This is a genomic window from Paenarthrobacter sp. NPDC089988, from assembly GCF_044748465.1.
Taxonomy (GTDB): Bacteria; Actinomycetota; Actinomycetes; order Actinomycetales; family Micrococcaceae; genus Arthrobacter.
Genome location: NZ_JBIVGD010000003.1, coordinates 74,671 through 87,029 on the forward strand (window position 1 = coordinate 74,671; position 12,359 = coordinate 87,029).

At 63.1% G+C, this 12,359-nt stretch carries 16 protein-coding genes; 10 read left to right on the top strand and 6 right to left on the bottom strand.

The window, feature by feature from the left end; all coding sequences use genetic code 11:
* From ureE to ACIPV6_RS05725, 9 genes are all read left to right on the top strand, one after another.
* Positions 1 to 477: an urease accessory protein UreE gene (ureE, locus tag ACIPV6_RS05685; protein ID WP_400269936.1), complete on the top strand. Its 477-nt coding sequence runs from the start codon at positions 1 to 3 to the stop codon at positions 475 to 477.
* Positions 458 to 1,138, top strand: coding sequence for an urease accessory protein UreF (locus ACIPV6_RS05690; protein WP_400269937.1), 681 nt, complete (start codon positions 458 to 460; stop codon positions 1,136 to 1,138). The genes ureE and ACIPV6_RS05690 overlap by 20 nt, the downstream gene beginning before the upstream one ends.
* Before the next feature lie 13 nt (positions 1,139 to 1,151).
* Entirely contained in the window at positions 1,152 to 1,769 is a 618-nt protein-coding gene (ureG, locus tag ACIPV6_RS05695) for an urease accessory protein UreG (RefSeq protein WP_400269938.1), read from the top strand.
* Positions 1,770 to 1,879: 110 nt separating this feature from the next.
* Positions 1,880 to 2,710: an urease accessory protein UreD gene (locus tag ACIPV6_RS05700; protein WP_400270155.1), complete on the top strand. Its 831-nt coding sequence runs from the start codon at positions 1,880 to 1,882 to the stop codon at positions 2,708 to 2,710.
* A complete protein-coding gene (locus ACIPV6_RS05705; RefSeq protein ID WP_400269939.1) occupies positions 2,710 to 3,753 on the top strand; it encodes a HoxN/HupN/NixA family nickel/cobalt transporter in 1,044 nt (347 codons plus the stop codon). The genes ACIPV6_RS05700 and ACIPV6_RS05705 overlap by 1 nt, the downstream gene beginning before the upstream one ends.
* A 180-nt stretch (positions 3,754 to 3,933) precedes the next feature.
* Positions 3,934 to 4,443, top strand: coding sequence for an RNA polymerase sigma factor (locus ACIPV6_RS05710; RefSeq protein WP_400269940.1), 510 nt, complete (start codon positions 3,934 to 3,936; stop codon positions 4,441 to 4,443).
* Between the two features lie 2 nt (positions 4,444 to 4,445).
* Positions 4,446 to 5,447, top strand: coding sequence for a hypothetical protein (locus ACIPV6_RS05715; protein WP_400269941.1), 1,002 nt, complete (start codon positions 4,446 to 4,448; stop codon positions 5,445 to 5,447).
* Positions 5,448 to 5,654: 207 nt separating this feature from the next.
* Entirely contained in the window at positions 5,655 to 5,852 is a 198-nt protein-coding gene (locus ACIPV6_RS05720) for a hypothetical protein (protein ID WP_397325095.1), read from the top strand.
* A complete protein-coding gene (locus ACIPV6_RS05725) occupies positions 5,849 to 6,079 on the top strand; it encodes a hypothetical protein (protein ID WP_400269942.1) in 231 nt (76 codons plus the stop codon). Before ACIPV6_RS05720 ends, ACIPV6_RS05725 begins: the two co-directional genes overlap by 4 nt.
* A 67-nt stretch (positions 6,080 to 6,146) precedes the next feature.
* Here the strand turns inward: ACIPV6_RS05725 and ACIPV6_RS05730 are convergent, their stop codons facing one another.
* The 5 genes from ACIPV6_RS05730 to ACIPV6_RS05750 are packed head-to-tail and all read right to left on the bottom strand — an operon-like array spanning position 6,147 to position 10,925.
* Positions 6,147 to 7,178: a lactonase family protein gene (locus tag ACIPV6_RS05730; RefSeq protein ID WP_400269943.1), complete on the bottom strand. Its 1,032-nt coding sequence runs from the start codon at positions 7,176 to 7,178 to the stop codon at positions 6,147 to 6,149.
* 8 nt (positions 7,179 to 7,186) lie between these two features.
* Positions 7,187 to 8,017 carry an aldo/keto reductase gene (locus ACIPV6_RS05735; RefSeq protein ID WP_400269944.1) on the bottom strand — a complete coding sequence of 277 codons (831 nt, stop codon included), beginning with the start codon at positions 8,015 to 8,017 and terminating at the stop codon, positions 7,187 to 7,189.
* Between the two features lie 46 nt (positions 8,018 to 8,063).
* Positions 8,064 to 9,116, bottom strand: a complete 1,053-nt coding sequence (locus ACIPV6_RS05740; RefSeq protein ID WP_400269945.1) for an NAD-dependent epimerase/dehydratase family protein — start codon at positions 9,114 to 9,116, stop codon at positions 8,064 to 8,066.
* The gene (locus ACIPV6_RS05745; protein ID WP_400269946.1) at positions 9,113 to 10,084 is read right to left on the bottom strand and encodes an aldo/keto reductase; all 972 of its coding nucleotides are present in this window, start codon (positions 10,082 to 10,084) and stop codon (positions 9,113 to 9,115) included. The genes ACIPV6_RS05740 and ACIPV6_RS05745 overlap by 4 nt, the downstream gene beginning before the upstream one ends.
* Before the next feature lie 19 nt (positions 10,085 to 10,103).
* A complete protein-coding gene (locus ACIPV6_RS05750) occupies positions 10,104 to 10,925 on the bottom strand; it encodes an aldo/keto reductase (protein WP_400269947.1) in 822 nt (273 codons plus the stop codon).
* A gap of 185 nt (positions 10,926 to 11,110) precedes the next feature.
* Between ACIPV6_RS05750 and ACIPV6_RS05755 the strand changes: the two genes are divergently transcribed.
* The gene (locus ACIPV6_RS05755; RefSeq protein ID WP_400269948.1) at positions 11,111 to 11,995 is read left to right on the top strand and encodes a helix-turn-helix transcriptional regulator; all 885 of its coding nucleotides are present in this window, start codon (positions 11,111 to 11,113) and stop codon (positions 11,993 to 11,995) included.
* Positions 11,996 to 12,048: 53 nt separating this feature from the next.
* Here ACIPV6_RS05755 and ACIPV6_RS05760 read toward each other — a convergent pair whose 3' ends face one another.
* Positions 12,049 to 12,258 (bottom strand): dodecin, encoded by a 210-nt coding sequence (locus ACIPV6_RS05760; protein ID WP_011773002.1) that lies wholly within the window; start codon positions 12,256 to 12,258, stop codon positions 12,049 to 12,051.
* Positions 12,259 to 12,359 lie beyond the last annotated feature (101 nt).

Sequence of the window (12,359 nt, forward strand, 5' to 3'; positions counted from 1 at the left end):
ATGATCATCGAAAAAATCCTGGGCAACCTGCACGAGCTGCCCCAGAACACCTACGCGGGACACCACAAAGAGAAAGTGGTACTCCCCAGTTCATTGCTGGTCAAACGCATCCAACGCGTCACCACGGACCACGGCAAGGAACTCGGCATCCGCCTTCCCTCGGGCACAGGCGATCTCCGCGACGGCGACATCCTCGCCATTGAGGACACCAACCTGATTGTCGTCTCCGTGCTGCCCACCGATGTCCTGGTCATCGCGCCCCGGACCATCCACGAAATGGGCGTCGTGGCACACTCCCTGGGCAACCGGCACCTGCAGGCACAGTTCTTCGACGCATCTTCCGAGTACGGCGCCGAAGTCATGGTCTGCCAGTACGACCACACCGTAGAGGACTATCTCAAGCATGTAGGCGTGCCCTATGAGAGGCAGGAGCGGGTGATGCCGGTGCCATTCCGCCATGCAGAACACACGCATTGATTACCAACTGGCGCTTCAGCAACTGACCGACTCTGCTCTGCCGACGGGCGCGTTCGCGCATTCCCTGGGGTTTGAGGGCTACATCGATCGGGAGCTGGTCACCGATGAGATCACCTTCGCGACATGGCTGGCCTCATTCGTGGGTCAGCAGCTGACCTACTCCGATGGATTGGCAATCCGCTTCCTCTACGAGGGGACCGGCCTGCTTGGCTTGGATGAGTTCCTCAGCGGATGCCTCCTGGCCCGGGAAGTACGCGAAGCTTCCGTCAAGATGGGTGGCCGGCTCCTGGAAATCGGGGGCGAGGTGTTCCCCTCTCCCGAGCTCGACGCTTACCGCACCTTGGTGACCGAAGGCCGCGCCGCAGGTCACCAGCCGCTGGCGTTCGCCGTCGTCGCACGTTCCCTGGGAGTCCCGCTCGGCGAGGCGCTGGCCGCCTACTTCTTCGCGACTGTCACCTCGCTGACGCAAAACGCGGTACGCGCCATCCCGCTCGGCCAGAACGCCGGGCAGCGGGTGCTGCGGAACGCTCACGACGCCGTTGCTGCCGCCGTCGATTCTGTCCAGCACCTCAGCTGGGACGACTTCGGGGCAGTGAGCCCCGGACTGGAAATTTCACAAATGCGGCACGAGCGGCAACGCGCCCGCATGTTCATGAGCTAACCAAGGAGGAAACATGACTGAGCCCATCATCATCGGCATCGGCGGACCCGTCGGAGCAGGAAAGACCCAGCTCGTGGAGCGCATCACCCGCCACATGAGCGGCGACATCTCCATGGCCGCCATCACCAACGACATCTACACGATCGAGGACGCCAAAATCCTCGCAGCCAATGGCATCCTCCCCGAGGACCGGATCATCGGCGTCGAAACCGGCGGCTGCCCGCACACAGCCATCCGGGAAGACACCTCAATGAACACTGCCGCGATCGAGCAGCTCAAGCAAAGGCATCCAGACCTGCAGGTGATCTTCGTAGAATCCGGCGGCGACAACCTCTCCGCCACGTTCAGCCCCGAACTCGTGGACTTCTCCATCTACATCATCGACGTAGCCCAAGGCGAGAAGATTCCGCGGAAGGCCGGGCAAGGCATGATCAAGTCGGACCTGTTCATCATCAACAAGACAGACCTTGCCCCGCATGTGGGCGCGGACTTGTCCATCATGGAACGGGACTCCAAGGAATTCCGCGGCGACAAGCCGTTTTGTTTCACGAACCTGAAGAGTGATGAGGGGCTGGAGGAGGTCCTTAACTGGATCCGCCGCGATGTCCTGATGCTCGACTTGGCGTCGTGATCGAGCTGGGGGCGGCGGCTTCGCCGGATTTTGGGCCGTGCCCGCTTCGCGATGCCCGCCACGCCGCGGCCCAAAAATCCGGCTCAGCCGCCTCGGAGGTCAGGTCGCCTATGGGCCAACTCCAGTTGCGCATCGCCGAGCGAGCCGGCCGGTCGGTCGCAGTGCATCAGTTCCATGAGGGGGCTTTGCGGGTTTTGCGGCCGCACTATCTGGATAGGTCTGGGCAGGTTTGCTATGTCATGGTCAATCCTGGTGGGGCTTATTTGGGGGCGGACCTGTTCCTTATGGATGTGGAGGTGGAGGCCGGGGCGGAGTTGTTGCTCACTACGCAGTCGGCTACCAAGATCTATCGGACACCAGGGTCGTTTGCCGAGCAACGGATGGGTGTGCGGCTGGGGAAGGGCGCACGGTTGGAGGTGGTTCCGGACCAGCTCATCGCCTATCGGGAGGCCAGCTACAGGCAGGTTTCGCACATCAGCGTCCACCCGACGTCGTGCCTGGTCATGGCGGAAGTCATCACGCCGGGCTGGTCGCCCGATGGCGCCAGCTTCCGCTACGAGGAGCTGCGCCTGAGCAACGAGATCCGGGTGGAAACCGTGGATGGTGCCAAGCTCCTGGCCCTCGACAACCTCCTCATCCGTCCGCCACTGGGTGACGTGACGGGCATGGGGTTCATGGAGGGTTACAGCCATCTGGGCTCGCTCATTGTGGTGGACCCGCGGGTGGACCAGGAGCTGGCAGACCAGTTGGACCGGGTAACCCGTGACTACAGCGCACATTCGGGTGTTTCATTGACCATCAGCGTTGGCGGGACCTCCGGCCTGATATTGCGCTCGTTGTCCAACAGCACCCAGGAACTCAACGACTTGCTGGGCGCCTGCACAGGCCTGCTGCGGAAGCGGTGGTTTGAGCAGGAGCCCTTGAACCTAAGGAAGTATTAATGACAACACTGACTGAGTTCGCCGCCATGTACCGGGAGCGGGACACGCTGTCCTTGCGAACCCGGCTGCTTTTCACGTTCGGTGCCGTGGCCGCATTGCACATTGCCGCCGTCGTGCTTTTGCTGGTGGGTTCGGCCGGAAGCGCGCAACCGCTGGCTCTTGGCCTGGTGGTCACCGCGTACGTGGCCGGCATCAAGCACAGCTACGACTGGGACCACATCGCTGCGATCGACAACTCCACGCGGAAGTTCGTGGCGCAACGCAAGGATCCTGTGAGTGTGGGGTTCGCGTTCAGCCTTGGCCACAGTTCCGTGGTGGTCCTGGCTGGCTTGCTGGTGGTGGCAGGCGCGACGATGATCGGGCAGTTCATGGAGGATGGCACCACCGGCAACAAGGTCCTGGGTTTGATCGGAAGCGGCGTTTCTGGCTTGTTCCTGCTGGTCATGGGCTTGTTCAATGGTTCGGCGTTCGTGCGCGCCACGCAGGTCTACCGTAACGTCCAGTCCGGCGGGGAGGTCCGCCCGGAGGATCTCGAAGCGAAGGGCTTCGTGGCCCGCCTCCTGGCCAAGCCATTGTCCAAGGTGGAGCGGCCGCGGAACATCTACGTGATCGGATTCCTGTTCGGCCTTGGGTTCGATACCGCCACCACCATCGGGCTGCTGGTCATAACCACGACGGCGTCACTCGCCGGGGTCTCGCCCCTCGCCCTGATGGCCCTCCCGCTCGCGTTCACCGCAGCGATGACCCTGTGCGACTCGGCGAACGGGGTGGCCATGATGAGGATGTACAAATCGGCCATCCACAATCCACAGCGCAAGCTCGGGTTCAACGCCGTGATCACGGGCATCTCTGCGGTCTCGGCCCTGTTCATCTCAGTGATTACGCTGGGCGGGTTCCTGAACGCCGCCTTTGACCTCGAGGATCCCGTGACCACGTGGCTCGGTGAGATCGACCTCGGCGACGCCGGCCTGATCCTGGTGGCCTTGCTGCTGCTCGTGTGGGCCGTCTCCGCCTTGCGTGGCCGCGTGAAGCCCGCTGCCTGACCCACCCATACCCAACTGGGTCGCAGTTCAGGTCGTTCCCAGCGCTGGGAACGACCTGATCTGCGACTTAGTTGGGGCAAGGCGCCAGCAGAATCTTCGTGCAGACTGTAACCCGGGGGCGGTGGCCGGAAACTATATGGGTATCCTGCAGTTCCGGGCACTAAAAATCAGGGGGAAATCGTGCTTTCCGAGCGCGAATTGGCGTTTATCGCCATTCATAAAGACAGCTACCCAGCCGTCTTCAGGTTTGTTGGCCGACGCGTCGAGTCGGTGGAGGTGGCAGAGGAAATCGCCGCCGATGTCTTCCGTGTGGTGTGGCAGAAGTGGTCCGATGACAGCCGGCCCGAACTTCCATATTTGTTGAGCATCGCCCGCAACCTGGTAGGTAATGCCTACCGCAGCCGCGACCGCCAGCAGGCACTCCAGGAAAAGCTGCGTACGACGGCGGTGCAGCGGTTCGGCGATGACTCCGGCGACGTGGCGGTCCAGGACGCGATGGCACGGCTGCGTCAGAAGGACCGCGACATCCTTCAATTGGCCTACTGGGACGATTTGGGGTGCGCCGAAATCGCCCAGGTCCTCCAGTGCAGCGAATCGTCTGCAAAGGTCCGGCTGCACCGCGCCCGGACCGCTTTCCGCAAACAACTGCCTGCAGGTTCCGAGACGACTACAGAAAAGTTGGGGGTCTGAACATGGATCCGATCAAAAACCAGATTGCCGCAATCGACCCGTTCGATCCCGCCACGGAGCCAAACGGTGAAGAAGCCCTGCACAAGATGCTCTCCGGCTCAACGGTTTACAGCGACACGAACCCGCTGAAGAGCGTCCCGTCGCTGGAGGAACGCCGGCTCCGCAAGGCCCGGATCGCGGGCGGCCTGCTCCTTGGGGCGGCTGCCGTCACGGCCGGTGTGTTGGTGGCCTCGAACTTCGGGCCGGCCAGTTCCATGCCTGCGCCGGCAGTGACCGTGGATACGCCCACTCCCACCGCTTCAGCTACGGCACCGTCCACACCCACACCTTCCGCGACGCCTTCGGCAACCCCGACGGCGGCAAGCACCCAGGTGCCGACGCCCAGCACTCCGGCCGCGGCCACCACCGCGCCGGTCGTCCCACCGGTCCAGGCCCCAACACTCAAGACGTTTACCTTCCCGGACGGGCATCTGTCCTTCACCTATCCGGCTGCTTGGACTGTGAAGACGGAGCAGGGACCATACCTGGCGGAGGAGACCAAGGCTGCGTCGGTTGGAGCGACTGTCATGGACAGTTCAGGTGCTGAGGTGGCCTTTGTATCAAGTGGCTTCTACGGTGACGGCACAGGGGGTGCAGTGCAGAGAACGGTCTTGGACAAGGCCGTCGTGACCGGCGTAACGGATACCTCGGGACGGTCCACGGAGTTCGGGTTCGCGTATGATGTGGCACCCCCGCACACCAGCCAGGGGGTGGCCTCTCCGGCCTCGCCTGAGAGCAGCGCCTACTACTTCATGGGCCTGCGCCTTGCGGGAGACTTTCAGGACGGTGGAACGGGGTATACCGTTCCACAGCTCAGCATGCCGAATGGGTATATGACAGCGTATGTCGTCTTCGACCGCGATAAGCCGGCCGCTTTCGCCACCCCCGCCGCAGCGAAGGCCTGGATGGGCACGCAGCAGTACGCGCAGCTCAAAGCGATGTTGCTGAGCCTGAGCTACAAGTAGAAGCAGAAAGAAGGCCCGCAGGACCCGGATGTGGGGGACCTGCGGGCCTTTTGGCGTATCAAGCGCTCCATTGTGCTGGTCAACTGCACGGCACTGTGCACAAACCTTATGCATTTGCCCATAACAAAGGGCTTCCAAGTTTCATAGGGTTGAGGAGATCTGCTTCACACTGCACAATACCCCAGCTACCAAGGATGAGATTCAACGATGAAGAGCATCGCCCTCCTGCGCGAACGAGCCACCCGCGTCATGCCCACCGGTTCCCACTGCCCGGCGTCGGGCTTGTGGAGCCCGGATTCCGAGCCGGATGCCGTCCAGGTTTTCCCGGAGGGGCACGTCCTGCCGGCGCACAACGGGGTTGCCACGGTATGGCGGCGCCGTTCAGCCGCCGATATCTCGGCATGAGCAGGAGCGTCCTCAGCCGCCCGGAAGACTACAGGCACGTCCCGGCGAAGGAATGGACCGGACTCGCGGCCGGCGATCCCGTCTGGATCTACGACGCAGCCAAGGGTGCAGGAGCCGGCCGTGTAGACGACATCTCCCAGCACCAGGAACTCCTGTGGGTTGTCCTGGAGCCGGGTGGCCGGAAGCTCATCTGTGGCACGGACGATGTTGAGGTCTGGGCCGCCTGAAGTTCACCGAGATGGTTTTAGGTGCCAATGTTTGAGCGGAGCATTGGCACTCAAAACCATCTCGGCGTCAATTAATCAGCAGTACGCTCGGGGAGCCGGTGGCTACCTTGCTGACAGGGCCGTCCGGCAACCCGGTTTCGGGGTCCAGCTTGTAACTTACGACGTCGTCGGACCCCTCGTGCGCGACGAACAGCCAGCCTCCACGCACCGCGTGGTGGCGTGGCCAGTCGCCGCCGCTGGAAACATCGGCAAGCGGCGTGAGGCTGGTGCCCTCGTCCACAACTTTCAGGACGCAGATCCGGTTGGAGCCGCGCACTCCCACATAGGCGAACCGGCCGTCCGGTGAGAGGGCAATCTCAGCCGCCGAGTCGCCGTCGTACGCTTTGTTCACACTGGCGGGAACCACGGCGGTGAGTTCGAAAACCCCCTGTGGTTCCGAACGGATCGCGGCCACCTCCACCGAGTATTCGGTGTCCACGAAAACCGTGCCACTCGAGTGCCTGGCCATGTGTCGCGGACCGGAACCCTTGGGCAGGATCACCTGGTGGTCTGCCACCAAGCCCTTGCGCGGCTGATAGGTCCAAACCCGAACAAGGTCGTGGCCGAGGTCGGTGGTCAGGATGCGGCCATCGGGGAGGGTGAGGCTGGAATGCGCGCGGCTCGGCCGGGGCTGGTCGGTGGCCGCGTAGTGATGGGGATCGACGGCGGCTTCCGCGCTGGTGCGCGAGGTGATGGCGCCGTCGTCGTCCAGTTCGTAGAGGATCACCTGGCCGTCACCCCAGCACGTGGCGATGATGTAGCGCCCCTGCGGGTCCACGGCAACGTGGCAGGTGGCTTCGCCCGCTGTCCACGGTTCGCCGAAGGGTTCCAGTTCGGCCACTCGAGTGCGGCGGTAGGCCCTGACGGTGCCTGCTTCCTCGGCCACGGCGTAGAGCACGGGCAGGGTGGGGTGCTGTGCGATGAACGATGGCGAATCCGCGGCAACTGCGAGGCCGAGCGGGGTCAGCATTCCCTCGCTGTCTACGGATATGGCGCCGATGCCTTCCCCGGTGGCGTTACGGTCGGCGGTGTAGGACCCGGTCCAGATCAAGGTTTTCATGCCAGTACCTAGTGTCCTTGGACGTCCGAGTCGACCCCGGCATCAGGCCCGGCATCCAGCGTTTGCAGGCCGGAAAGATCGTCCTGGTCCAGTTCGAAGCCGAAGACATCCAGGTTCTCCTGCATACGCTGCGGATTGGAGGTCTTCGGTATCGCCACCAGGCCTTGCTGAACATGCCAGCGGAGAACCACCTGGCCAGGGGTCTTGCCGTGCTTCTCGCCGATCCTTGCCAGCACGGGTGCGTTCAGCAACTCGCTGCTGGCACCCAGCGGGCTGTAGGACTCCGTGACGATGCCGTGGCTTTGGTTGAACTCGCGGGCCAGGGCTCGGGGGATCGACGGGCTCACCTGGATCTGGTTGACCGCCGGGATGATGTCCGTCTCTGCGAAGAGGCGGTCCAAATGCGCAGGCTTGAAGTTTGAAACCCCGATCGAGCGGACCTTGCCGGACGCCTGAAGTTCCTCGAACGTCTTCCACGTTGAGACAAACTCGCCGCGGCGCGGAAGGGGCCAATGGATCAGGAGCAGGTCAACGTAGTCCAGGCCCAGCCGCTTGAGGGAGCCGTCCAGGCCCGCCACGGCCTTGCCGGAGCCCTGGAATTCACCGTCAAGCTTGGTGGTGATGAAGAGTTCGTCCCGGACGACGCCACTCCTCCGGATTCCATCGCCAACGCCGCTCTCGTTCCCGTACTTCACGGCGGTGTCGATGTGCCGGTAGCCGCGGGACACGGCCTCAACGACGGCATCTGCGACCTGGGCATCGTTCAGCGGCCACGTGCCAAGGCCCAGCTGGGGGATCTTGAAGCCATCGTTGAGTTCGATGAGCGGGGCAGCGGCCATGGGCACGATCTCCTTAGCTGGAACGAAAAGAAAGGTTACTTGTTTTCTACGCTGGTGAAGCAGCTGTTGGCAACAAGCTACGGCGCGACCAGTCATGGAGCCTGTCAGTCAACTCCATGAAATCCTGGTTCACCACTTGCAGCTCCGGATGCCTGTCATGCCAGTCCACGATCTCCCTGGCACCGTCGGCGAAGGGGATCGCTGCCGTGTAGTCCGGAACCAATGCCTTGATCTTGCTGTTGTCGAATACCACGGAATGGGACCGGTCGCCCAGCAGGTTCGGCCCGAGTTCAGGGCTGTGGGCAGCAATGGTCTCCGAGGAAACGTGGAACAACTCCGGCTCGGGAATCCCGGCCGCCCGTGCAAACAAGCGGTACACCTGGTTCCAGGGAAGGAACTCGTCCGAGGTGATGGTGTAGCTTTCGCCGATTGCCTGCGGCCGGCCAAGGAGCCCAACAAAGGCCTTGGCGAAGTCACGGCTGTGGGTCAGGGTCCAGAGCGACGTTCCATCCCCATGCACCATGACCGGCAGGCCGGCGCGCATCCGGTGGATGTCCGTCCAGCCGCCCACCATCGCTATCTTGGTGCGGTCATAAGTGTGCGATGGACGTACTACCGTCACCGGGAAATCCTGCTCCCGGTAGGCCTCGAAAAAGATCTCCTCGCAGGCAATCTTGTCCCTTGAGTACTGCCAGAAAGGGTTCTTCAGGGGCGTGGACTCCCGGATCGGCAGGGTAGTGGGCGGCTTCTGGTAGGCGGACGCGGAACTGATGAACACGTCTTGTCCCGTCCGGCCGCGGAACAAGTCCAAACCGGCCCGCGCCTGATCCGGAGTGTAGGAGATAAAGTCCGCAACGGCGTCGTACTCCCGTCCGCCAAGTACCTCCCGTACGGCCGCGGGGTCGCGGACATCCGCATGGAGAACCTCGGCGCCCTCGGGAACCGGCCGCCCGGCTGACCGTCCGCGGTTGAGGATGGTCAGCCGGTGGCCCAATGCGACGGCGCGTTCAGCCGCGGCCGCACTGATGACGCCGGTCCCGCCAATGAACAGGATGTTCCGCGGCGGGACGGTGTCCGTTTCGGGGAGGATGCTGCTCACCAGGCATAATCCTCGGGTGCGGGGCGGTGGCCCGGGAAGATGTCATCCAGCCGCTTGAGGGCATCGTCGTTGAGGGTGACATCAAGCGCGCGGATTGCGGAGTCCAACTGCTCCTGCGTGCGCGGACCCACGATCGGTGCAGTCACGGCAGGCTGGTGGAGCAGCCAGGCCAAAGCGACATCGCCGGGTGCGTGTCCCAGTTCATCGGCGAAGTCTTCATACTGGCGGATCTGGTCCTCGTGCTTCTTCAGTGTCTCAAGGGCGCGTCCCTCAGAGCGGCGAACGCCCTGTTCCTGCTGCTTCAGCACACCGCCCAGGAGGCCACCCTGCAGCGGAGACCACGGAATGAGGCCCAGCCCGTACTGCTGGGCTGCCGGGATGACCTCAAGCTCAAGTTCCCGGCGGAACAGATTGTAGATGGACTGTTCGCTGACCAGGCCGGTGTAGTTGCGGCGACGCGCGGCTTCCTGGGCCTGCGCGATGTGCCAACCGGCAAAGTTGCTGCTGCCGGAGTACAGGATCTTGCCCTGCTGGACGGCTACCTCAATGGCCTGCCAGATCTCGTCCCACGGAGTATCACGGTCGATGTGGTGGAACTGGTAGATATCGATGTAGTCCGTCTGGAGGCGCTTCAGGCTGGCATCGAGGGCCCGGCGGATGTTGAGCGCGGACAGCTTCGATTCATTCGGCCGGTCCGTCATGGTGCCGTAGAGCTTGGTGGCCAGCACGGTCCGTTCGCGGCGCTCGCCGCCCTTGGCGAACCAGCGGCCAATGATTTCTTCGGTCCAGCCGCGGTGTTCGGTGCCACCGTAGACATTGGCGGTATCGAAGAAGTTGATGCCGGAGTCCAGGGCGGAGTCCATGATGGAGTGCGAAGCTGCCTCTTCGGTTTTGGGGCCGAAGTTCATGGTGCCGAGGCACAGGCGGGAAACTTTGAGGCCGGAGCGGCCGAGGTGCGTGTACTGCATGTCAGTTACGTCCTTCTCTCTAGAACTGTGTGAAAGCGGCGACGGCGGGATCGGAACCGATGCGGGCGCCCGCCTCCAGTGCGGTGACGGCGGCAAATTCGGATTCTGTGAGGCTCAGGTCTGCTGCCCCGAGGTTCTCGCGCATGCGGTTCGAGTCCGCGGACTTGGGGATCACTATGGTGCCTTGGGCGAGGTGCCACGCCAGGATGACCTGTGCCGGGGTGGTCTCATGGGCGGCCGCAACCAGGGCCACTTGCTCGGCGTTCAAGTCCCTGCCCTGGCCCAGCGGGCTGTAGGCTTCCACGGCGATGCCCAGGCCGCGGCACTTCGTTGCCAGGTCGGCCTGCTGAAACGTTGGGTGGAGTTCGATCTGGTTCACTGCAGGAACCACATCGGCTTCCTTGAGCAGGGTGTCCACGTGGTCTGCAAGGAAGTTGGAGATACCGATGGCGCGGATCTGCTTGTCCTGGTGGAGCTTCTCCATCTCCTTCCATGCCTGGGTGAACAGCCCCTGCGACGGGACGGGCCAGTGGATGAGGTACAGGTCCACCACTTCCAGGCCCAAGGCATCCCGGCTTCGCTGGAAAGCGTCGTAGGCTTCGCCTTGCTCGCCGTTGCGGAGCTTGGTGGTGATGAAGAGTTCCTCGCGGGAAATGCCGGAGGCCGCGATGGCCGCGCCGACGCCTGCCTCGTTCCGGTACGCGGCGGCCGTATCGATGTGGCGGTACCCGGCCTCAAGCGCGTCTTCCACCACCTTCTGCGTTTCTCCGGGAGGAACCTGGAAGACGCCGAATCCGAGCTGCGGGATGGTGACGCCGTTGTTCAAGGTCAGCTCTGGCATGAAAGTCTCCTTCGAATGATTCAGGTAAGCCGCGATTCCAGAAAGCGTTTTCAATGGGCTCTGTACTGAGCCTATGCAGATTTCATCCGTGAGTCAGCCCCGCTGCGTGATCCTGTTTTTCCTAGGTCTGGCAGTCCTACCCAAAATGGTGGCCTCGCGGCCGGGGACGCGGGCAGAATGGAGGGATGGGTCAAAGCGCCGAGTTCGGAAAATTCCTCAAAGTCATGCGTGCTCGCCTGTCTCCGGAGGACGCCGGCGCCTTGGGTTCCACAGGCTCCCGCAGGGTTCCGGGCCTTCGCCGCGAGGAAGTTGCCAGGTTGTCCGGGGTCAGCACCGACTACTACACGCGGCTGGAACAGGGCCGGAATATCCATCCGTCCAAGGCTGTCCTCGATTCCGTGGCCCGTGCCCTCCGCCTGGATGCAGGGGAGCAGGCGCACATGATGGACCTGTTGGCCCACTGCGCTAATTCTGCAGCTGGCCCGGGTCCGGTGCAGAAGGTACGTCCGGCGATCCGGCAATTGCTCGATGCCGTGGGCGATGTCCCGGCCATGGTCCTGGGCCGCCGGACTGACGTCCTGGCTGCCAACCGCATGGCAAACCTGCTGTTTACGGATTTCACTTCCTTGCCTTCCGCGGAGCGCAACCTGACGCGCTGGCTGATCCTCGACACACGGGCAGGAACGTTGTTCCGTGATTGGAAGACCGTGGCGGCCGAGGCTGTGGGTTCGTTGCGGATGGATGTGGGACGCCACCCCAACGATCCCCAGACCAACCAGCTCGTGGGTGAACTCGCCGTCCACAGCGAACATTTCCGCCAATGGTGGGCAGGGCACCGGGTTGCCACGCGCTCGGCCGGCACCGTCAGGCTGCACCACCCGCTGGTGGGCGACCTCGAACTGAACTTTGAAACCCTGGGTCTCCCGGACGACGCCGACCAGCACCTGAGGGTGTATTCCGCTAAGGCCGGTTCGCCGTCGTCGGACGCTTTGACGCTGCTGAGCAGCTTTGGCGAGGCCCGGCCCGCGGAGGTGCTCCAACCCGAACCCGCCCGCCGGGATGACAGTTAGTGCCAATGTCCGCGTGAAACATTGGCACTAACTGGCAACTCGCGGAGGTTGCCTCAGCGTTCCAAACGGAAGCCAAGCTTGATGGTGACCTGCCAGTCGGCCACGGCACCGTCCTCGAGGTGGCCGCGGATTTCCTTCACTTCGAACCAATCCAGGTTCCGCAGGGTTTGGGAGGCGGTTGCGATGCCGTTCTTAATGGCGTCGTCGACGCCCTCGGTGGAAGTTCCTACAATTTCGGAAACGCTGTACGTGTGGCCAGCCATGGTGCTCCTCATCATCGTCACTGAATCCTTCGGAAAATCCGGCCCGCCAGGCAGGCCGTTCATGCAGACTAGCCCACGGATCTTCGTGCGGCCAGAGATCT

Coding starts and splice junctions, on each gene's coding strand:
- ACIPV6_RS05755 (WP_400269948.1), top strand. CDS start 11,111: ATGGGTCAAAGCGCCGAGTTCGGAAAATTCCTCAAAGTCATGCGTGCT.
- ACIPV6_RS05700 (WP_400270155.1), top strand. CDS start 1,880: ATGGGCCAACTCCAGTTGCGCATCGCCGAGCGAGCCGGCCGGTCGGTC.
- ACIPV6_RS05745 (WP_400269946.1), bottom strand. CDS start 10,084: ATGCAGTACACGCACCTCGGCCGCTCCGGCCTCAAAGTTTCCCGCCTG.
- ACIPV6_RS05720 (WP_397325095.1), top strand. CDS start 5,655: ATGAAGAGCATCGCCCTCCTGCGCGAACGAGCCACCCGCGTCATGCCC.
- ACIPV6_RS05730 (WP_400269943.1), bottom strand. CDS start 7,178: ATGAAAACCTTGATCTGGACCGGGTCCTACACCGCCGACCGTAACGCC.
- ACIPV6_RS05725 (WP_400269942.1), top strand. CDS start 5,849: ATGAGCAGGAGCGTCCTCAGCCGCCCGGAAGACTACAGGCACGTCCCG.
- ACIPV6_RS05760 (WP_011773002.1), bottom strand. CDS start 12,258: ATGGCTGGCCACACGTACAGCGTTTCCGAAATTGTAGGAACTTCCACC.
- ACIPV6_RS05715 (WP_400269941.1), top strand. CDS start 4,446: ATGGATCCGATCAAAAACCAGATTGCCGCAATCGACCCGTTCGATCCC.
- ACIPV6_RS05690 (WP_400269937.1), top strand. CDS start 458: ATGCAGAACACACGCATTGATTACCAACTGGCGCTTCAGCAACTGACC.
- ACIPV6_RS05705 (WP_400269939.1), top strand. CDS start 2,710: ATGACAACACTGACTGAGTTCGCCGCCATGTACCGGGAGCGGGACACG.
- ureG (WP_400269938.1), top strand. CDS start 1,152: ATGACTGAGCCCATCATCATCGGCATCGGCGGACCCGTCGGAGCAGGA.
- ureE (WP_400269936.1), top strand. CDS start 1: ATGATCATCGAAAAAATCCTGGGCAACCTGCACGAGCTGCCCCAGAAC.
- ACIPV6_RS05750 (WP_400269947.1), bottom strand. CDS start 10,925: ATGCCAGAGCTGACCTTGAACAACGGCGTCACCATCCCGCAGCTCGGA.
- ACIPV6_RS05735 (WP_400269944.1), bottom strand. CDS start 8,017: ATGGCCGCTGCCCCGCTCATCGAACTCAACGATGGCTTCAAGATCCCC.